Here is an 18164-nt window from a genome sequence, read left to right as displayed (position 1 = left end):
TTAGTTAATATCCAGAATGGAGCTTGATTGCATACCGCTACCGGCGGAAAGCGGCTCGTTTAACAGGGCGTGCATGGTTGCCCACGCGATATCCGCGTGGCTGGCTTCTTCACTGCGGCTGGCTTCATAGGTGGCGCTGCGGCCGCTGCTGGTCATGGTTTTGCGGATAGCCATAAATGACTGCGTGATGTCGGTCGCACCGGCGTCATATTCCAGACACCCGCGTCGGATGGTGTCTTTCGCTTTCAGCACCATTGCGGTTTTCATTTCCGGCGTGTAGCGGATGGCGCGCGCCGCCGGGAAGAATGAGCGCACGAGCTGGTAAACACCCTGACCGATGCCGGTCGCATCAATGCCGATATAGTCGACGGTGTATTTCTCGGTCAGCGCCCGGATGGCCTCGGCCTGTGCGGCAAAGTCCATGCCTTTCCACTGATGACGCTCAAGGATGCGGAACTTGCCACCGGCAACCAGCGGCGGAGCCAGTACCGCGCACCCGGCGCTGTCCCCGGTGTGTGACGGGTCATAGCCAATCCAGACAGGACGCCAGTTAAACGGACGGTCAGCGAACGGCTCGAAGTCCTCCCATTCTTCCATCGCATCAACCATGCAGCGCTGCAGCTCCTCGAACGGGAATACCGATGCCTTATCGTCGACGAACTCGCACATAAACAGGTTACGGAAGTCATCCGCGCTGTTTTCCTGCTTAAGCTGGTCGAGGTTAAACAGGGTGCAGCCACCGGCGAGCGCGTCCTCAATGGTGACAATCTGCCGCCACTGGCCGTCCCCGCATAACATGCCACCGGCAAGCGCCTGATGACTGATATCGATGTCGACACGTTCGTCTCGGTTGCTGCGGCCACGGTTAAACAGCTCGCCTGACCAGAACGGGTAAGCGCCGTGCGCCAGCGTCGACGGGGTAGAAAAATAGGTGGTGCGCAGGTGTGACTGCGAGGCCATGCCCGAGGCGACTTTGCGCAGCTTCTGAAAATTGGGGATCCAGAAAATTTCATCGACGTACAGGTCGCCGTTGTGGCTCTGCGCGGTGTTGGAATTGGTCCCGAGAAAAATCAGCTCAGCGCCATTGTTGCCGATGACGATCGGGTCGCCTGACAGGTCGACGTCAACCAGACGGGCAAAGGCGATGATGTACTTACGGAACACGTAAGCCTGCGTTTTACTGGCCGACAAAAATATCTGGTTTTGCCCGGTCTTAAGCGCGCGCAGAAGTGACTCGCGCGCAAAGTAGAACGTCGCGCCAATCTGTCGCGATTTCAGGATGTGGCGGATGCGGTGCTCTAACCCCGCTTTATGCCAGCGGAGCTGATAGTCAAACGACTGGTCGAAGAAAATCTCTTCCAGTTTTTCTATAGCCTCATCGCTGAAATAGTTTCGTTTCGGCTTTTTGCGATCCCCTTTGTTGCGGCTGGCGATATTGGGGTTTAAATCCACCTCGTTTCCGGTCTGGCAGTAGCGGTTAACGCGCGCGAGCCGCTCCATCTGGCGCGACAGAAAATCAGCGACTTTGAAGTCATGCGCGGTCAGGTCTGGCTTTGCATAGAGCTGAATAAGCCGCGCCTCTAACGTCGATTCCACGCGGTTAATCGGCGCGGTTTCTTCCCATCCATCGCGCTGTTTCCAGCTCTGAACGGTCGGGCGCTTGAGCTGCAGCATGTCGCAGATTTGCGGCACGGCGAACCCCTGCCAGTACAACAGCCGCGCCTGTCGTCGCGGGTCATTTAACAGAGAAAGGTCAGTTGAAATGGTCATGCTTGCCTCGTTTTTGGTGTGACGTGGCAAGGCTAAGGAAATGGGGGGTTATTAGCGCTAAGTGCCTGTTGTATCAGATCTAACAGGAGCGCAAGCGGTGGCTGATACGGGTCAGAGTCGGGAAACTAACCCCGACCCGAAAACCCAACATCAGGACACCTGAACAATGGCAAAGAAAGTTTCTAAATGGTTTCGAATCGGCGTCGAGGGTGACACCTGCGATGGCCGCGTCATCAGCGGTGACGATATTCAGGATATGGCCGACACGTTCGACCCGCGCGTCTACGGCTGCCGCATCAACCTCGAACATATTCGGGGGTTGATGCCTGACAGTCCGTTTAAACGTTATGGCGATGTGACCGAGCTCAAGGCGGAGATTATCAGCGATGGCTCTGCGCTCGATGGCAAAAAAGCGCTGTTTGGCAAAATCCAGCCGCTCGACGAGCTGGTCAGCATGGTTAAGGCCGGGCAGAAGGTTTACACCTCCATGGAGATCCGCCCGAACTTTGCCAACAGCGGCAAATGTTACCTCGTTGGCCTAGCTGTCACCGATGACCCGGCAAGCCTTGGCACCGAATACCTCGAATTCTGCAGCCGCGCCGCGCAGAACCCGCTCGCCGGTAAAAAAGACCAGCCGGACGACGTTTTTTCTGTGGCCTCACTGGCTGAGCTGGAATTTGAGGACGTCCCCGACACCATGCTCAACAGCCTGACCGATAAGGTTAAAGCCATTTTTGGCCGTAAGCAGGCCAGCGATGACGCGCGTCTCGCGGATGTGCATGAGGCCGTGACCACCGTCACCGAGCTGGTGCAGACCAACCTCAACGCCACCGACCAGCGCGTCACCGAGCTGGAGACCGAACTGGCGCAACTTAAGCAGGACGTGACCAGCAAGGCGGAAGAAAGCGCGCAGGCGTTTAACGACCTCAAAAGCTCCCTCGATAACACCGAAAGCCAGCGCCAGCCGCGCCGTGAGCTTTCAAAAGGCGGTACGGGCGACGAGCTGCTGACCAACTGCTGATAACGCGCCGGGCGCGTTGCCCGGCCTGAACCCTTTTACCCGAACAGGAAAAACCATGCGTAAAGATACCCGTTTCAAATTTAATGCCTACCTGTCCCGCGTCGCGGAGCTGAACGGTATTTCCACCGATGACGTGGCGAAGAAATTCACCGTCGAGCCGTCGGTCACGCAAACCCTGATGACCACCCTGCAGATGTCATCCGCGTTTCTGACCAAAATCAACATCGTGCCGGTTGACGAACTGAAGGGCGAAAAAGTCGGCGTCGGCGTTAACGGTACGATTGCGAGCACCGCCGACACCGCCGGTGATGATGAGCGTAAGACCGCTGACTTTACCGCGCTGGAGTCCAATAAATACGAGTGCGACCAGATTAACTTTGACTTCCATATCCGCTACAAACAGCTCGACCTGTGGGCGCGATTCCAGGACTTCCAGACCCGTATCCGTGACGCCATCATCAAACGTCAGTCCCTGGATTTCATCATGGCCGGTTTCAACGGCATCGAGCGCGCGGCGACCTCCGACCGTAAAAAAAATCCACTGCTGCAGGACGTGGCGATCGGCTGGCTGCAGAAGTACCGCAATGAAGCGCCCGCGCGCGTGATGTCAAAAATCACCGACGAAGAAGGTGCGGTGATTTCTGAAGTGATCCGCGTGGGTAAAAACGGCGACTATGCGAACCTCGACGCGCTGGTCATGGATGCCACCGGCAACCTGATTGACGAGATTTATCAGGATGACCCGGAGCTCGTCGTCATCACCGGGCGTAAGCTGATGGCGGATAAATATTTCCCGATCGTCAACAAAGAGCAGGCAAACACCGAGTCACTGGCCGCTGACATCATCATCAGCCAGAAGCGAATCGGCAACCTGCCAGCCGTGCGCGTGCCTTACTTCCCGGCAGATGCGCTGATGGTGACGCGTCTCGACAACCTGTCTGTCTACTTCATGGATGACGCGCACCGTCGCAGCATCATCGAAAACCCGAAAAAAGACCGCATCGAAAACTACGAGTCAATGAATGTTGACTACGTGGTCGAGGCTTACGCCGCCGGTTGCCTGATTGAAAACATCAAGCTCGGTGACTTCACCGCACCTGCAGCAACGGAAAGCGGAGAGTAAGCCATGACGAGTCCCGCAGCGCGTCACATGATGCGGGTCTCGGCCTCTGAAACTGCGCAGCGGGCTGCCGTCCCGCTGCGCAATGCAACTGCCTATGAGCAGATGCTCGTTAAGCTGGCCGCAGACAACCGCACGCTGAAACAAATCAGCTCCAAAGAGCGCAAAGCCGCGAAAAAGCGCGAGCTGCTGCCGTTCTACCTGCCGTGGGTCGCTGGCGTCCTAGCAAACGGCAAAGGCGCACAGGATGACATTGTCATGACGGTGATGCTCTGGCGTCTCGATGCTGACGATATCGCTGGGGCGCTGGAAATCGCCCGTTACGCCATGACCTACGGCCTCACCATGCCGGTCGGTCGCCGTCCGACGCCGTGCCTGCTGGCCGAAGAAGTGGCACTGGCCGCGCAGCGCCTGCTCACGGCAAAACAGCCGGTCAATCTGGCGAACCTGCTCGACACTATCGCGCTGACTGAACGCGCGGATATGCCCGATATCGTGCGTGCGAAGCTGCACAAAATCACCGGCTACGTGCTGCGTGATGCGGAGCAACTGCCCGAGGCGCTGGCGCACCTGCAGCGTGCGATCCAGTTAGAAAGCACTATCGGTGTGAAAAAGGATATCGAGCAGTTAGAGCGTCAGCTCAGGCCAAAACCCGAACCGGCACCGAAAACCAAAACGACTAAACCGCGCACGCGCAAGCCTGCCGCCAAACCGGCGGCACGACGCGGGCGTCCACCAAAGGCGGCAAAAGTCGCAGGTTAAACGAGCGCTCCCCGAACCGGGCGGCACGCCGGTTAATGCGGGTATCAATTGCCCTGACTGCGACCGGCGTCCACCGCCCACCCATTACCCGAGGTTGTCATGACGACGCTGATTATTGAGCCAAAAAAAGAGCCGCAGGACGTGCCGGGCGTGGTGATACCGCCACCTGGCGTGAGCGAGCCGGTAATCAAAAACACCCCGTTTTTTCCTGACGTTGATCCGAAGCGCGTGCGGGAAGAAATGCGACTGGAGCAGACCGTTTCCCCCGTGCGCCTGCGCCGGGCGATTAAGACCGCGATCGCGGAGACTAACGCGGAGCTGAGCGACTGGCGCGAAAGTCAGCTCGATGCCGGTTACGCCACGCTGGCGGAAGTCCCGACCGACAAGCTCGACGGCGAAAGCGTGCGCGTTTTCCACTACTTCAACGCCGTGTGCTCGATGACGACGGCCACGCTTTATGAACGTTTTCGCGGCGTGGATGCGACCGCCAAAGGGGACAAAAAAGCCGACAGCATCGACAGCACTATCGATGAAATGTGGCGGGATATGCGCTGGTCTGTGGCGCGCATCCAGGACAAAGCGCGCTGCATTGTGGGGCAAATCTGATGAAAGCGTATGCGCTGCAGGGCGACACCCTCGACGCGATTTGCGCCCGGTACTACGGGCGCACTGAGGGCGTGGTCGAAACCGTCTTAGAGGCTAATCCCGGCCTGTCTGAGCTCGGTGTGATCCTGCCACACGGCACGGCAGTAGAATTGCCCGAGACCGAGAGCGCGGCCAGTACCGAAACGGTGAATCTATGGGACTGAGTATGGAAAAAATCACCACGTTTATCGCCTACTGGCTGGCCGTGGGGCTGGCGTATGTCGGGGCAATGTCGCCCGAAAAGATGGCGCTATACGTGGGTGGCGGATGCGCCATTTTTACCGCGCTGACGAACTACTGGTTTAAGCGCAAGACGTACCTCTACCTGACATCGCTCGGACTCGATAAAGGGGCTATTCGTGAAATCAATCGTTAAAAAATGCAGTGTGGCCGCCGTGCTGGCGCTGGCAGCGCTTATGCCTGACTTTCGTCTGCTTAACACCTCGCCCGGGGGGCTGGCGCTGATTGCCGACCTCGAAGGTTGTCGCCTGACGCCTTACCAGTGCAGCGCGGGATTGTGGACGTCGGGCATCGGCCACACTGCAGGCGTCGTACCAAAGGGGGAAATCACCGAGCGGCAGGCGGCGGCGAATCTCGTCGCGGATGTGCTGAACGTCGAGAAACGTCTGGCCGTGTGCGCGCCGGTGAAAATGCCGCCGCATGTTTACGACGCGCTGGTCAGCTTCTCATTCAACGTGGGAACCGGTGCGGCCTGCCGGTCGACGCTGGTCTCGTTTATCAAACGCCAGCAATGGCCGCAGGCGTGCGACCAGCTCACCCGCTGGGTTTATGTGAATGGCGAAGTTAACAAAGGGCTGGAGAATCGCCGCGCGCGCGAGCGTACCTACTGCCTCAGGGGGATTCAATGAAAGTGATGTTGTTTTTACTGGCTGCGCTGATGGCGGTTGTGCTCTGGCAGCGTCATGAAAACGGCAACCTGACGCGCTCGTTTGAACGGGCGAACAGGGTCGCGACCGAACAAAAAAACGCGATCGGCATGCTGAAAAATCAGCTTTCCGTTTCGCAGGGAATTGCCAGGCGAAATGAAACCGCGCAGGTCAGTTTACGCGGCGAACTGCTGGCCGCAGGTGCGATGGCCGTGCGGCGTGAACAAACCATTACGAGGCTGATAAATGAGAATGAAACCTTACGCCGCTGGTATAGCGCTGAACTGCCTGATGTTGTGCGCAGGCTGCACACCCGCGCCGGTTGCGCCTCCGCCGGTCATTGTTTACAGCGCCTGCCCGAAGGTGAGCTATTGCCCGATGCCGGGAAGCGACCCGGCCACTAATGGCGACCTGAGCGCCGATATTCGCAGGCTTGAGCACGCGCTCGCCGCCTGCGCGCTGCAGGTTGAAACCATCAAAGACTGTCAGGATAAACTCGATGAAGAAAGCACGCAGCCTGCGCGAAGCGCTGATTAAATCCGTCCCGCAGCTTGAAACAAACCCCGAAATGATGCGCATCTTTGCCGATGAGGGGAATATCGATGCGCGTCTCGCGGCCTCGCTGTCGCACGAGAAAATTTATACCCTGAATGTGATCGTGTGTGACTTTGTGGGCGACCCTGACCTGATTTTCGTGCCGGTGGCCGCATGGCTCAGGGAAAACCAGCCGGATATCTGCACGCTCGATGACGGCCGCAAAAAGGGCTACCGTTTCCAGATGGATTTGAACGACGGGGACAGCGTCGATATCAGCATCAGCCTGCAGCTCACCGAGCGCACCATCATCAAAGAGGAAAACGGCGCGCTGCACGTGAGCTATGCCCCTGAGCCGCCGCTGCCGGAGCTCGTAACCCCACTAAAAGAGCTCTATCTTGACGGAGTGCTGGCGAGTAAATGGGATGACTGAATTTAAGCCCTTTGACGACAGGCTCAACGGTCTGATTGCTGCCCTGTCACCGGCTGCGCGCCGCAAGCTGGCCGGAGAGATAGCAAAGGAGCTGCGCAGGTCGCAACAGCAACGTATCAAGCTGCAGAAAGCACCGGACGGCTCACCGTATCAGGCGCGAAAGCGTCAGCCTCTCAGGGCTAAGACCGGGCGAATTAAACGGGCGATGTTCCAGAAGCTACGCACAAGCCGGTACATGAAAGCCACTGGCCGTGAAAACAGCGCGGTAGTGGAATTTACAGGTAAAGTGCAGCGCATCGCGCGTGTCCATCAGTACGGGCTAAAAGACCGTCCTAACCCGCACGGCCGTGACGTGCAGTATTCAGAGCGCCAGCTTCTCGGATTTAACCGCGGAGAAAAATACGCCATTGAAAATCTCATTTTCAGTCATTTAGCTTTAAACAAAACGCCTGGCAACTCTAGTTGTATATGAAGGCTAAAACTAATTTAATTGAAAAGGGGCGCTGGGCTTAAGAATTAGTTACAGGATGTCCAGCAAAGTATAGCTGTAAGAAAAACAATGCCAGTTCACGATAATACCATTTTCTTCTGGTTGCGTGATGTTTTTATTGATATTTTATATGCTTTCTTTATTGGCATGGTTACTTTATAAACAATGGGGGCTTTTTATGGGCGGGGAAATCGAAAATAATACATTGTACCGTTTTCGGTCAATAAATGGTTTGCTTGGTGAGAAGTATCAAGAGCTTGAGAGGCAATCGATTTTCTTTGCGCCTCCTAAACTTTTAAATGATCCGGCTGAGGGTTTTCGGGATATATATTTTAAAGGTGATGAGGTACTTTGGGAGAATCTCTTTAAGCATTATTTGGCCAGCCTGACAAATATAGTATATGACTACTGTCTGTTTGGTGAAAGTGAAAGTCTTGAGGGGAGTGTGCAAACGATTTCACCTGAAAATACTATACCGGAGAAACTCAAGGATAGTTGGGAAGAAATAAAGGATGCATTCTTTAATAGGGAGGAGTTAGTGGCATTAATTAGCCATATTGTAGAATGGAAGCCTAGCACCTCCCAGGTGGAACTAAATTTTTACCTTAACTTAATCCATCCGATAGCGTTAAGTTGTGTACTCGAAAAATTTGGCGAGCTTGGTTTTGTTTCGGTAGATATATCTGCAATTGTTGATGCTTACAAGAGTAGGAAATCAATTGGTGAAACCATGAATGCAATGAGGGAAGCAACTGAAGGAGAAGATGATAGTATTAAAATGGATTTCCTTTTGGAATATTTTCAGTTGCAAACACAGCAATTTCCATTGATTTATGAATATAAAAGCAATATTCTGCAACCCAATAAAAGATTGCTAACAAGTGGTTTTCCATTTTCATACATTGCTAATCTTGAGCAACTAATGTATCCAGGGTGGTTTACCGCATGCTTTATGAGTAAAGCTACAAACTCATCTGTTTGGGGGAACTATGGCGACAATCATACTGGTGCATGTTTGATATTTGATGCAAAGCTTGAAGATAATCGACAGCATAGTATTACCCTAAATAACGCTCTTATTGGATATGGTAGTAACGGGCCTGTAAAGGGAACCTCAAGCTTACCTTTTCATCAAATTCGCTATACTCATAAGCAGGATGGGTTAAACTTCTTTGACTCATTAGGGCAGTTACCTATACCGGCTGTCAACAGACAATGGTTGACAAATAGTAACGGGAAGCGGAGTGCCTACGCATCTACTTTTAATGATGAGTGGCGCAAAAAATATTGGGAAAATTACTACTTGCCAATAACTCAAAAAAGTAAAGATTGGGAGTATGAAAATGAATATAGACTTGTATTAAATAACATGGGAGGGCAGTATGAAAACCATGGCGTCACTCTGAATTATAATTTCAATTCATTAAAGGGTATTATTTTTGGTATTAACACCTCCTTTGAGCATAAATTGAAAATAATTAAAATAATTGAAGGTAAAGTGCGAGAGAATTCTCATTATGGTTTTAAATTTTACCAGGCTTATTATTGCCGTCGGACTGGTGAGATTAAAAATACTGAGTTAAGCATGGTAAGGTTTTCCAGGTCCTAATTATAAGTAAATTATCCTAGGTTGGGATAATTTATTGGTTTTATCTTAGCAAGTTTTGTCAGAGGAAAGTGTTATGAGTTGGTGGTTTATTGATAAGAGCGGGACTTTATCTTTAGGTTAGAGTTGTTTCATCCCTCATCAAACCCGCATTGATTGCCGCTGGCCTCGCCCGGCGGCATTCTTTCCCCATGAATAATCTAAATTCTCTGCAGGAAATCGCACGCGCGATCCGCAACCTTATCCGCACCGGCATCGTGACTGACATCGACCACAACGAGGGGTTTTGTCGTGTCCAGACCGGCGGCATGGAAACCACCTGGCTGAACTGGCTAACCTGCCGCGCCGGTCGCTCACGCGTATGGTGGGCTCCATCCGTTGGCGAGCAGGTGCTTTTGCTGGCGATCGGCGGCGAGCTCGATACGGCATTTGTGCTGCCCGGCATTTTCTCTGACGACCATCCCGCGCCGTCTGCCTCCCCTGATGCGCTCCACGTGTCATTTCCTGACGGGGCGGTTATCGAGTATGAACCCGAAAACGGCGCGCTCACCGTGTCAGGTATCAAAACCGCTGACGTCACCGCGTCTGAGTCAATTACGGCCACCGTGCCGGTGGTGCTGGTGAAAGCGTCGAGCCGCATCACTCTCGATACCCCGGAGGTGGTTTGCACCAACAAGCTGACGACCGGCACGCTCGAAGTGAAACAGGGCGGGAAGATGACCGGCGACATCGAGCACACCGGCGGGACACTGAAATCAAACGGCGTGCAGGTGGACAACCACGCGCACGGCAACGTACAGAGCGGCGGAAGCTGGACTAAGGGGACGCAATGACGGTGCGTTATCTGGGAATGAACAACCAGACCGGCCTCAGTATCTCTGAGGTTGAGCATATCCGGCAAAGCGTGCGTGACATTCTGGTCACGCCGGTTGGCTCACGCGTCATGCGCCGTGAATATGGCTCGCTCCTGTCGCAGATGATTGACCAGCCGCAGACCCCGGCGCTGCGCCTGCAGATTATGGCCGCGTGCTATTCCGCGATCCAGAAGTGGGAGCCACGCGTAGACCTCTCGACCATTACCTTTGAACGGTCGGAGACCGACGGCGGGCTGTATGTCGACATCACCGGCACCCGCTCGACCGGCGGCCAGCCATTTTCCATCACCATTCCACTGAGTTAAATCACTATGGCAACCGTTGACCTGAATCAGTTACCCGTTCCCGATGTGGTGGAAGAACTGGACTTTGAAACCATTCTTGCCGAACGCATTGCGACGCTAATTTCACTCTATCCAGAAGACCTGCAGGAGGCCATTGCCCGTACGCTCACACTTGAGTCAGAGCCGATTGTGAAGCTGCTGCAGGAAAACGCCTATCGTGAAGTTATCTGGCGTCAGCGTGTGAATGAAGCCGCGCAGGCGGTAACGCTGGCCTATTCAACCGGTCACGACCTTGACGTCGTGGCCGGGAACAACAATACCGAACGTCTGACCATCACCCCGGCGGATGACACCACCATCCCGCCGACACCTGCCGTTATGGAATCCGACACCGACCTGCGCCTGCGCGCGCAACAGGCGTTTGAAGGCTTAAGCGTGGCGGGTCCGGTCGGAGCATATGAGTATCACGGTCGCAGCGCCGACGGACGGGTCGCCGACGTGTCGGTCGCAAGCCCGTCGCCAGCCTGCGTAACGATTACCGTCTTATCCCGTGAGGGCGACGGCACCGCGAGCCATGAGCTGCTGGCAATCGTTGAAAAGGCACTGAATGCCGAAGATGTGCGGCCGGTGGCTGACCGTGTGACCGTCCAGCCAGCCGAGATTGTGCCGTACCAGATTGACGCGACGATCTACGTTTACCCCGGTCCCGAATCTGAGCCCATCAGGCAGGCCTCAGAGCAGAAGCTGCAGAGCTATATCAGCGCGCAGCACCGCCTCGGGCGTGATATCCGCCTGTCAGCTATTTATGCGGCGCTGCATGTTGAGGGGGTGCAGCGTGTCGAGCTGGCCTCACCGCAGGCCGACATTGTGCTGAGTAAGTCGCAGGCGTCGAACTGTACCGAGTACCAGATAGCTATCGGGGGCTCAGATGAGTGACCGGCTGTTACCCGTTGGCTCGTCGCCGCTGGAAGTTGCTGCCGCTGCCGCACTCTCTGAAATTCAGCGCGTGCCGGTAGCGCTGCGCACCCTTTGGAACTGGCGCACCTGCCCGGTAAACCTGCTGCCGTATCTGGCGTGGGCGCTGTCGGTTGACAGATGGGATGAGAAGTGGCCGGAGGCGACAAAGCGCAGCGTCTGTGCGTCCTCGTTTTTCGTCCATCAGCATAAAGGCACCATCAGCGCATTGCGTCGGGTGGTTGAGCCGCTCGGCTTTCTGATTGAGGTGCGCGAGTGGTGGCAACTCGACGAGGAGCCTGGCACTTTCCGTCTCGTTGTCGGCGTGCTTGACAGTGGCATCACTGACGAAATGTATCAGGAGCTCGAGCGCCTGATTGAAGACGCCAAACCGGCAAGCCGCCACCTCACCGGGCTGGCTATCAGCCTGAGTGCGACCGGCGAGCTGTATGTCGGCGCGGGATGCTACGACGGCGACGCGCTCACCGTTTACCCCTACACCACCGAGGAAATTGTCGTCGGCGGTGAATATTACCCGGCCTCGGCCATCCATTTGATTGATAACCTGAGAGTGAACACATGACCGCAAAATATTTTGCCATTCTGACCAATCAGGGCGCGGCGCGGCTGGCGAACGCGGCGGCACTCGGTACCAGACTAAACCTGACGCAGATGGCCGTCGGCGATGCGAATGGTACTTTGCGGACCCCTGACCCGGCGCAGACGAAGCTCATAAATCAGAAGCGCATCGCGCCGCTGAACCTGCTGAACGTTGACCCGGCCAATACCAGCCATATTATCGCGGAACAGATAATTCCCGAGAATGAGGGCGGTTTCTGGATCCGCGAGATTGGCCTCTACGATGATGAGGGGATTCTGATTGCCGTGGCAAACTGCCCGGAGACCTACAAGCCGCAACTGCAGGAGGGGAGCGGCCGCACGCAGACCATTCGCATGATCCTGATAGTGTCGAGCACGTCGGCAATCACCCTGAAAATTGACCCGTCGGTGGTGCTGGCAACGCGGCAGTATGTCGAGGATAAGGTTATCGAGGTGAAAGCCTATGCTGATGATTTGATGAAAAAGCATGTCGCGGATAAAAACCCACATGCGCAATATCTGATGATTGCGAACGCTTTAAAAGAAATGGCCGACGCTGGTTTGGTTGCTGAGGTGCTAAAAAACCTCGGTTTGGGAACAGCCGCAACGAAGAACGTTGGTAATGGAACAGGCCAAATTCCAACCATGGCAAACTTTACCTCTGGAGCGGGGTGGATGAAGTTTCCTGACGGCACAATCTTGCAGTTTGGGACTAATATAGCCGGATCAATCGGCTTTCCGACAACCATTAATTTTCCGATCCCATTTACGTCTGGTTGTCGTATTGCAACATCTTTTGACAGCGCATCTAACGTCGCGAATGATTGCCCTGCATTTGCAACATCACCAGCAGGAACTGGGTTAGTGGCGTTCTATTTAATGAGTTCCCGTACTGGCGGAACGGGTGCAGGCGCTAATTGGATTGCAATAGGAAAATAAAAATGAACAAATATCTATACGATGCGCGTACTAATGCATTTTATCCATTTGGATTGCAGGCAGACTACGAAGCCGCAGCAATGTGGCCTGAAAATGGCGTGGAGATTGATGAAGAAACATTTTCTGAGTTTCAAAAACCACCAATAAGCAAAATGAGGGTAGCGGGTGACGATGGCCACCCTGCATGGGCGGATATCCCGCCTCTTACCGATGAAGAACAGAACGCGATGGCTGATTCACAAAAACAATTGCTTATTGATCAGGCTAACGAATACATAAACAGTAAGCAGTGGCCGGGGAAAGCGGCGATGGGAAGATTGAAAGACTCAGAAAAAAGTCAATACAACGATTGGTTAGACTATCTTGATGAACTCGAAGCCATAGATACGGCCACTGCGCCGGATATTGAGTGGCCGGAAAGACCAGAATAAACGAAGCCCTCCACCCGGAGGGCTTTTTTGTATGTTGTGTTATCCCTCCACCAACGGCATTGCATCGCGCCTGCGCGACACACAACAGAAAATAGTCGCACCCCTTAACCACGGAGTTAAACAGATGGGCGACTATCATCACGGCGTCGAGGTCATCGAGATTAATGATGGCACGCGCACCATTTCCACCGTCTCGACGGCCATTATCGGCATGGTCTGTACGGCCAGCGATGCTGACGCAAAGACATTCCCCTTAAACGAGCCGGTACTGATTACCAGCGTGCAAACGGCGATCGGGAAAGCCGGTAAACAGGGCACGCTGGCAAAATCCCTTCAGGCCATCGCCGACCAGTGCAAACCTGTCATTGTGGTGGTGCGCGTTCCCGAAGGTTTCGAAGACCCGGAAGACCCGGAAGCGGCGCAGAAAGAAACCATTTCCAACATCATCGGCACGACCAACGAAAACGGCAAATACACCGGGCTGAAAGCGCTGTTAACGGCGAAAACCGTCACCGGCGTTAAGCCGCGCATTCTCGGCGTGCCGGGGCTGGATACGCAGGAAGTGGCGACCGCGCTTGCGTCGACCTGCCAGAGCCTGCGCGCATTCGGCTACGTGAGCGCGTGGGGCTGCAAGACCATTTCCGACGCCATCAAATACCGTGAGAATTTCAGCCAGCGCGAGCTCATGGTGATTCACCCTGATTTTCTGGCATGGGACACCACGGCGAACGAAACCGATATTGCATGGGCGACCGCCCGCGCGCTCGGCCTGCGCGCCAAAATAGACCAGACAATCGGCTGGCACAAAACGCTGTCCAACGTCGGCGTAAATGGCGTCACCGGCGTCAGTGCCTCGGTGTCATGGGATTTGCAGGAGCAGGCCACCGACGCCAACCTGCTGAATCAGGCCGGGGTGACAACGCTCATCCGCAACGACGGCTTTAAGTTTTGGGGCAACCGCACCTGCTCGGACGATCCGTTATTCGTGTTTGAAAACTACACCCGCACGGCGCAGGTGCTGGCCGACACGATGGCTGAGGCGCACGCGTGGGCGATGGATAAGCCCGTTTCCGCAACGCTCATCCGCGACATCGTCGCCGGTATCAATGCCAAATTCCGCGAGCTGAAAAACAACGGCTATATCGTTGACGGCTCCTGCTGGTACGACCCGGAGTCAAACACCGTGGAAACCCTGAAAGCCGGGAAGCTGTATATCGATTACGACTACACCCCCGTCCCGCCGCTGGAAAACCTGACCCTGCGCCAGCGCATCACCGATACCTATCTGGCAGACCTGTCAGACTCGGTCAACAGCTAAGGAGCTCAGAGCATGGCGTTACCACGCAAACTGAAATACCTGAACATGTTTAACGACGGCCTCAGCTACATGGGCGTCGTTGAATCCGTCACCCTGCCAAAGCTGACCCGCAAGCTAGAGAAATATCGCGGCAGCGGGATGCCGGGCTCGGTGTCGATTGACCTCGGCCTCGACGACGACGCGCTGTCGCTTGAGTGGACGCTGGGCGGCCTGCCTGACGTTGAGCTGTGGGCGCAGTACGCGTCACCGGGTGCCGACAGCGTGCCGCTGCGCTTCACCGGCTCATTCCAACGCGATGACACCGGCGATATTTCTGCCGTTGAGGTGGTCATGCGTGGCCGTCACAAGGAGTACGACGGCGGCGAGAACAAACAGGGCGAAAGCGGCACGACCAAAATCGCGACCGAGTGCTCGTACTACCAGCTCACGATCGACGGCAAAGAGGTCATCGAGATTGACGTCATCAACATGGTGATGAAAGTCGACGGCGTCGACCGTCTTGCTGAGCATCGCCGGGCGATTGGCCTGTAACCCGTTAACCGGTCAGCCTGACTGGCCGGTCACTTACTCACATTCAAAGAGAGCAACATCATGGAAAACATCAACGAAACCGCCACCACCGAAACCGAAAACCCGAACATTGTGATCCTCGATAATCCCATCATGCGTGGCGAGCAAAAAATCGAACAGGTGACCGTGTCCAAACCCAACGCCGGTACTCTGCGCGGTGTGAGTCTGGCCTCGCTGGCAAACTCTGACGTCGATGCGCTGATTAAGGTGCTGCCGCGCATGACATACCCGGCGCTGACCGAGCCCGAGGTCATGCGTCTGGAAGCGTCAGACCTGATTTTATTCGCCGGTAAGGTGGTCGGTTTTTTGTCGCCATCTTCGGCTCGCTGACCTTCCCGGACAACCTTTCGGTCGATGACCTGATGGCGGATATCGCGGTGATATTTCACTGGCCGCCATCAGAGCTAAATTCCCTGAGTGTGACCGAGCTCATCACATGGCGCGAAAAGGCGCTGCAGCGAAGCGGACACCACCATGAGCAATAACGTCAGGATTGAGGTACTGCTGAACGCAGTAGACCGTGCAAGCCGACCGCTCAAAGCTATCCAGACTGCCAGCAAGACCCTTGCCGGCGATATCCGCACTTCTCAAAACAGCCTGCGCGATCTGAATGCGCAGGCTGGCCGAATTGACGGATTCAGGAAAGCGAGCGCACAGCTTGCTATGACAGGCCAGTCGCTTAACAAGGCGAAACAGGAAGCCGCCGCGCTGGCCGTCCAGTTTAAAAACACGCAGAACCCCACAACCGCGCAGGCGCGCGCGATGGAGGCGGCAAAGAAATCCGCCGCTGACCTGCAGCTCAAATACAACAGCCTCAGGCAGTCGGTACAGCGCCAGCGCACCGAGCTCGCGCAGGCCGGGATTAACACCCGTACTCTCTCGGCGGATGAGCGCCGCCTGAAAACCAGCATCAGTGAAACGACCGCGCAACTTAACCGGCAGCGCGAGGCGCTGGCGCGGGTCAGTCAACAGCAGGCGCGACTGAGTCGCGTTAAAGAGCGTTATCAGGCCGGTAAATCCCTTGCCGGAGGCGCTGCGGCTGCAGGCGCGGCGGGCGTCGGTATCGCCACGGCGGGAACGATGGCCGGAGTAAAATTACTCACACCCGGTTATGACTTTGCACAGAAAAACTCTGAGCTGCAGGCCGTGCTCGGGGTCGAAAAACAGTCACCCGAAATGGAGGCGCTGCGCAAACAGGCGCGCCAGCTCGGGGACAATACCGCTGCGTCTGCAGATGATGCGGCGAGCGCGCAGATTATCATTGCGAAAAGCGGCGGGGATGCGGCAGCGATTCAGGCGGCGACGCCGGTCACGCTGAATATGGCGCTGTCTAATCGTCGCTCGATGGAAGAAAACGCCGCGCTGCTGACGGGGATGAAATCCGCGTTTCAGATGTCAAACGACCAGATCGCGCACATCGGCGACGTGCTGTCGATGACGATGAACAAAACGGCCGCTGACTTTGACGGGCTGAGCGACGCGCTGACGTATGCTGCGCCGGTGGCAAAAAATGCCGGGGTCAGTATCGAGCAGACCGCCGCAATGGTCGGCGCGCTACATGACGCCAAAATCACCGGCTCGATGGCGGGAACGGGCAGCCGTGCCGTCCTGAGTCGCCTGCAGGCTCCGACCGGTAAGGCTTACGAGGCCATTAAAGAGCTCGGCGTTAAAACGTCTGACAGCAAGGGCAACACGCGCCCGATATTCGCCATTCTGAAAGAAATGCAGCGCAGTTTTGAGAAAAATAATCTCGGAACAAGCCAGAAAGGCGAGTACATGAAAACCATTTTCGGTGAGGAAGCCAGCTCGGCGGCGGCGGTGCTGATGACCGCTGCGTCAAGCGGCAAACTCGACCAGCTCACGGCGGCATTTAAAGCCTCGGACGGGAAAACCGCTGAGCTGGTCAAAATCATGCAGGACAACCTAGGCGGCGACTTCAAAGAATTTCAGTCAGCCTATGAGGCCGTCGGTACTGACCTGTTTGACCAGCAGGAGGGCTCACTGCGTGAGCTCACTAAAACCGCCACGAAATATGTTTTAAAGCTCGACGGCTGGATCACCAATAACAAAACACTTGCGTCAACCATCGGGTTAATTGCAGGTGGTGGGCTGGCGCTGATTGGCGTGCTGGGCGGGATTGGCCTGATAGCGTGGCCGGTGGTAACGGGTTTCAACGTGATTATCGCCGCTGCCGGTGTTCTCGGTGCAAATCTGGCCGCAATGGGGGCGGCCATTGTCTCTGTGCTCGGGGCGCTTACCTGGCCGATTGTGGCTATTGGCGTTGCCATCATCGCCGGTGCGCTGCTCATCCGCAAATACTGGGAGCCAATAAGCGCATTTTTCTCAGGCGTAATGGAGGGGATAAAGCAGGCTTTTGCCCCTGTAGTGGAGTTATTCGAACCGTTAAAGCCGGTTTTTGACTGGCTGGGTGACAAACTTAAAGCGGCGTGGCAGTGGTTTAAAGACCTGATCGCACCGGTTAAGTCGACGCAGGAGACGCTCGACAGCTGCAAAAATGCGGGTGTGATGTTCGGTAAGATGCTGGCCGAAGCGCTGATGTTACCGCTCAAAAGCTTTAATACATTGCGTACCGGCGTTAACTGGTTACTGGAAAAGCTCGGGGTTATCAATAAAGAATCAAGCGACCTTGACCAGAAGGCCGTAAAAGCCAATGCCGCCACCGGCTCGCAAAAGGTGTCTTATATTCCGGCAACCTCAACATATGGCGGTTATCAGGCATATCAGCCAGTTACCGCGCCCATGGGTAAGACTTACGTCGACCAGAGCAAGCCAGAATATAACATCAACCTGAATGGTGGCATCGCGCCGGGCAGCGACCTCGACCGTCAGCTGCGTGAGGCTGTCGATAAACTCGACCGTGAAAACCGTGCGCGTCAGCGCTCAAGTATGCGTCATGACTGAGGG

24 protein-coding genes are annotated in these 18164 nt (G+C 55.4%); 23 read left to right on the top strand and 1 reads right to left on the bottom strand.

Annotated features, from left to right (window positions below; translation table 11 throughout):
- Positions 1-1770 carry a terminase ATPase subunit family protein gene (locus EnteroDNA1_RS04600; protein WP_069302947.1) on the bottom strand — a complete coding sequence of 590 codons (1770 nt, stop codon included), beginning with the start codon at positions 1768-1770 and terminating at the stop codon, positions 1-3.
- 166 nt (positions 1771-1936) lie between these two features.
- On the opposite strand from EnteroDNA1_RS04600, the gene EnteroDNA1_RS04595 reads away from it, so the two are divergent.
- The 23 genes from EnteroDNA1_RS04595 (at position 1937) to EnteroDNA1_RS04490 (ending at position 18161) form a co-directional block, all read left to right on the top strand.
- A complete protein-coding gene (locus EnteroDNA1_RS04595; RefSeq protein WP_069302946.1) occupies positions 1937-2791 on the top strand; it encodes a GPO family capsid scaffolding protein in 855 nt (284 codons plus the stop codon).
- 55 nt (positions 2792-2846) lie between these two features.
- A complete protein-coding gene (locus EnteroDNA1_RS04590) occupies positions 2847-3914 on the top strand; it encodes a phage major capsid protein, P2 family (protein ID WP_069302945.1) in 1068 nt (355 codons plus the stop codon).
- A gap of 3 nt (positions 3915-3917) precedes the next feature.
- Positions 3918-4673, top strand: coding sequence for a phage terminase small subunit (locus EnteroDNA1_RS04585; RefSeq protein ID WP_069302944.1), 756 nt, complete (start codon positions 3918-3920; stop codon positions 4671-4673).
- A gap of 99 nt (positions 4674-4772) precedes the next feature.
- Positions 4773-5279: a head completion/stabilization protein gene (locus tag EnteroDNA1_RS04580; protein WP_044698609.1), complete on the top strand. Its 507-nt coding sequence runs from the start codon at positions 4773-4775 to the stop codon at positions 5277-5279.
- Positions 5279-5482, top strand: a complete 204-nt coding sequence (locus tag EnteroDNA1_RS04575; RefSeq protein ID WP_069302943.1) for a tail protein X — start codon at positions 5279-5281, stop codon at positions 5480-5482. The genes EnteroDNA1_RS04580 and EnteroDNA1_RS04575 overlap by 1 nt, the downstream gene beginning before the upstream one ends.
- A complete protein-coding gene (locus EnteroDNA1_RS04570; protein ID WP_001354073.1) occupies positions 5473-5694 on the top strand; it encodes a hypothetical protein in 222 nt (73 codons plus the stop codon). Before EnteroDNA1_RS04575 ends, EnteroDNA1_RS04570 begins: the two co-directional genes overlap by 10 nt.
- Positions 5678-6187 (top strand): lysozyme, encoded by a 510-nt coding sequence (locus EnteroDNA1_RS04565; RefSeq protein WP_069302942.1) that lies wholly within the window; start codon positions 5678-5680, stop codon positions 6185-6187. Before EnteroDNA1_RS04570 ends, EnteroDNA1_RS04565 begins: the two co-directional genes overlap by 17 nt.
- Positions 6184-6609 (top strand): Rz-like lysis system protein LysB, encoded by a 426-nt coding sequence (gene lysB, locus EnteroDNA1_RS04560; protein WP_069302941.1) that lies wholly within the window; start codon positions 6184-6186, stop codon positions 6607-6609. Before EnteroDNA1_RS04565 ends, lysB begins: the two co-directional genes overlap by 4 nt.
- On the top strand, positions 6497-6742 hold the full coding sequence (gene lysC, locus EnteroDNA1_RS22535) for an Rz1-like lysis system protein LysC (RefSeq protein WP_083239544.1): 246 nt from the start codon (positions 6497-6499) through the stop codon (positions 6740-6742). The genes lysB and lysC overlap by 113 nt, the downstream gene beginning before the upstream one ends.
- Positions 6705-7172 (top strand): phage tail protein, encoded by a 468-nt coding sequence (locus tag EnteroDNA1_RS04550; protein WP_069302940.1) that lies wholly within the window; start codon positions 6705-6707, stop codon positions 7170-7172. The genes lysC and EnteroDNA1_RS04550 overlap by 38 nt, the downstream gene beginning before the upstream one ends.
- Complete coding sequence (locus EnteroDNA1_RS04545) at positions 7165-7644, top strand: phage virion morphogenesis protein (RefSeq protein WP_069302939.1); 480 nt, start codon at positions 7165-7167, stop codon at positions 7642-7644. Before EnteroDNA1_RS04550 ends, EnteroDNA1_RS04545 begins: the two co-directional genes overlap by 8 nt.
- A gap of 127 nt (positions 7645-7771) precedes the next feature.
- Positions 7772-9271 carry a DUF2971 domain-containing protein gene (locus tag EnteroDNA1_RS04540; RefSeq protein WP_083239543.1) on the top strand — a complete coding sequence of 500 codons (1500 nt, stop codon included), beginning with the start codon at positions 7772-7774 and terminating at the stop codon, positions 9269-9271.
- A 188-nt stretch (positions 9272-9459) separates the two neighbouring features.
- A complete protein-coding gene (locus EnteroDNA1_RS04535) occupies positions 9460-10101 on the top strand; it encodes a phage baseplate assembly protein V (protein ID WP_069302938.1) in 642 nt (213 codons plus the stop codon).
- Positions 10098-10448 (top strand): GPW/gp25 family protein, encoded by a 351-nt coding sequence (locus EnteroDNA1_RS04530; protein ID WP_069302937.1) that lies wholly within the window; start codon positions 10098-10100, stop codon positions 10446-10448. The genes EnteroDNA1_RS04535 and EnteroDNA1_RS04530 overlap by 4 nt, the downstream gene beginning before the upstream one ends.
- A gap of 6 nt (positions 10449-10454) precedes the next feature.
- The gene (locus EnteroDNA1_RS04525; RefSeq protein WP_069302936.1) at positions 10455-11363 is read left to right on the top strand and encodes a baseplate assembly protein; all 909 of its coding nucleotides are present in this window, start codon (positions 10455-10457) and stop codon (positions 11361-11363) included.
- The gene (locus EnteroDNA1_RS04520) at positions 11356-11964 is read left to right on the top strand and encodes a phage tail protein I (RefSeq protein ID WP_069302935.1); all 609 of its coding nucleotides are present in this window, start codon (positions 11356-11358) and stop codon (positions 11962-11964) included. Before EnteroDNA1_RS04525 ends, EnteroDNA1_RS04520 begins: the two co-directional genes overlap by 8 nt.
- A complete protein-coding gene (locus tag EnteroDNA1_RS04515; RefSeq protein ID WP_069302934.1) occupies positions 11961-12920 on the top strand; it encodes a phage tail protein in 960 nt (319 codons plus the stop codon). Before EnteroDNA1_RS04520 ends, EnteroDNA1_RS04515 begins: the two co-directional genes overlap by 4 nt.
- Before the next feature lie 2 nt (positions 12921-12922).
- Positions 12923-13351 carry a tail fiber assembly protein gene (locus EnteroDNA1_RS04510; RefSeq protein ID WP_069302933.1) on the top strand — a complete coding sequence of 143 codons (429 nt, stop codon included), beginning with the start codon at positions 12923-12925 and terminating at the stop codon, positions 13349-13351.
- A 124-nt stretch (positions 13352-13475) separates the two neighbouring features.
- Positions 13476-14669, top strand: a complete 1194-nt coding sequence (locus EnteroDNA1_RS04505; RefSeq protein ID WP_069302932.1) for a phage tail sheath protein — start codon at positions 13476-13478, stop codon at positions 14667-14669.
- Between the two features lie 12 nt (positions 14670-14681).
- Positions 14682-15200, top strand: coding sequence for a phage major tail tube protein (locus EnteroDNA1_RS04500; protein ID WP_069302931.1), 519 nt, complete (start codon positions 14682-14684; stop codon positions 15198-15200).
- 60 nt (positions 15201-15260) lie between these two features.
- Positions 15261-15569, top strand: a complete 309-nt coding sequence (locus EnteroDNA1_RS04495) for a phage tail assembly protein (protein WP_059290894.1) — start codon at positions 15261-15263, stop codon at positions 15567-15569.
- Positions 15566-15724 carry a GpE family phage tail protein gene (locus EnteroDNA1_RS21635; protein ID WP_240326290.1) on the top strand — a complete coding sequence of 53 codons (159 nt, stop codon included), beginning with the start codon at positions 15566-15568 and terminating at the stop codon, positions 15722-15724. Before EnteroDNA1_RS04495 ends, EnteroDNA1_RS21635 begins: the two co-directional genes overlap by 4 nt.
- Positions 15714-18161: a phage tail tape measure protein gene (locus tag EnteroDNA1_RS04490; RefSeq protein ID WP_069302930.1), complete on the top strand. Its 2448-nt coding sequence runs from the start codon at positions 15714-15716 to the stop codon at positions 18159-18161. The genes EnteroDNA1_RS21635 and EnteroDNA1_RS04490 overlap by 11 nt, the downstream gene beginning before the upstream one ends.
- Positions 18162-18164 lie beyond the last annotated feature (3 nt).

Source organism: Enterobacter sp. HK169, from assembly GCF_001719105.1.
Taxonomy (GTDB): Bacteria; Pseudomonadota; Gammaproteobacteria; order Enterobacterales; family Enterobacteriaceae; genus Enterobacter; species Enterobacter asburiae_B.
This window is presented reverse-complemented; position numbering and strand designations above follow the sequence as displayed.

Coding starts and splice junctions, on each gene's coding strand:
- EnteroDNA1_RS04600 (WP_069302947.1), bottom strand. CDS start 1,770: ATGACCATTTCAACTGACCTTTCTCTGTTAAATGACCCGCGACGACAG.
- EnteroDNA1_RS04595 (WP_069302946.1), top strand. CDS start 1,937: ATGGCAAAGAAAGTTTCTAAATGGTTTCGAATCGGCGTCGAGGGTGAC.
- EnteroDNA1_RS04590 (WP_069302945.1), top strand. CDS start 2,847: ATGCGTAAAGATACCCGTTTCAAATTTAATGCCTACCTGTCCCGCGTC.
- EnteroDNA1_RS04585 (WP_069302944.1), top strand. CDS start 3,918: ATGACGAGTCCCGCAGCGCGTCACATGATGCGGGTCTCGGCCTCTGAA.
- EnteroDNA1_RS04580 (WP_044698609.1), top strand. CDS start 4,773: ATGACGACGCTGATTATTGAGCCAAAAAAAGAGCCGCAGGACGTGCCG.
- EnteroDNA1_RS04575 (WP_069302943.1), top strand. CDS start 5,279: ATGAAAGCGTATGCGCTGCAGGGCGACACCCTCGACGCGATTTGCGCC.
- EnteroDNA1_RS04570 (WP_001354073.1), top strand. CDS start 5,473: ATGGGACTGAGTATGGAAAAAATCACCACGTTTATCGCCTACTGGCTG.
- lysB (WP_069302941.1), top strand. CDS start 6,184: ATGAAAGTGATGTTGTTTTTACTGGCTGCGCTGATGGCGGTTGTGCTC.
- lysC (WP_083239544.1), top strand. CDS start 6,497: ATGTTGTGCGCAGGCTGCACACCCGCGCCGGTTGCGCCTCCGCCGGTC.
- EnteroDNA1_RS04550 (WP_069302940.1), top strand. CDS start 6,705: ATGAAGAAAGCACGCAGCCTGCGCGAAGCGCTGATTAAATCCGTCCCG.
- EnteroDNA1_RS04545 (WP_069302939.1), top strand. CDS start 7,165: ATGACTGAATTTAAGCCCTTTGACGACAGGCTCAACGGTCTGATTGCT.
- EnteroDNA1_RS04540 (WP_083239543.1), top strand. CDS start 7,772: ATGTTTTTATTGATATTTTATATGCTTTCTTTATTGGCATGGTTACTT.
- EnteroDNA1_RS04535 (WP_069302938.1), top strand. CDS start 9,460: ATGAATAATCTAAATTCTCTGCAGGAAATCGCACGCGCGATCCGCAAC.
- EnteroDNA1_RS04530 (WP_069302937.1), top strand. CDS start 10,098: ATGACGGTGCGTTATCTGGGAATGAACAACCAGACCGGCCTCAGTATC.
- EnteroDNA1_RS04525 (WP_069302936.1), top strand. CDS start 10,455: ATGGCAACCGTTGACCTGAATCAGTTACCCGTTCCCGATGTGGTGGAA.
- EnteroDNA1_RS04520 (WP_069302935.1), top strand. CDS start 11,356: ATGAGTGACCGGCTGTTACCCGTTGGCTCGTCGCCGCTGGAAGTTGCT.
- EnteroDNA1_RS04515 (WP_069302934.1), top strand. CDS start 11,961: ATGACCGCAAAATATTTTGCCATTCTGACCAATCAGGGCGCGGCGCGG.
- EnteroDNA1_RS04510 (WP_069302933.1), top strand. CDS start 12,923: ATGAACAAATATCTATACGATGCGCGTACTAATGCATTTTATCCATTT.
- EnteroDNA1_RS04505 (WP_069302932.1), top strand. CDS start 13,476: ATGGGCGACTATCATCACGGCGTCGAGGTCATCGAGATTAATGATGGC.
- EnteroDNA1_RS04500 (WP_069302931.1), top strand. CDS start 14,682: ATGGCGTTACCACGCAAACTGAAATACCTGAACATGTTTAACGACGGC.
- EnteroDNA1_RS04495 (WP_059290894.1), top strand. CDS start 15,261: ATGGAAAACATCAACGAAACCGCCACCACCGAAACCGAAAACCCGAAC.
- EnteroDNA1_RS04490 (WP_069302930.1), top strand. CDS start 15,714: ATGAGCAATAACGTCAGGATTGAGGTACTGCTGAACGCAGTAGACCGT.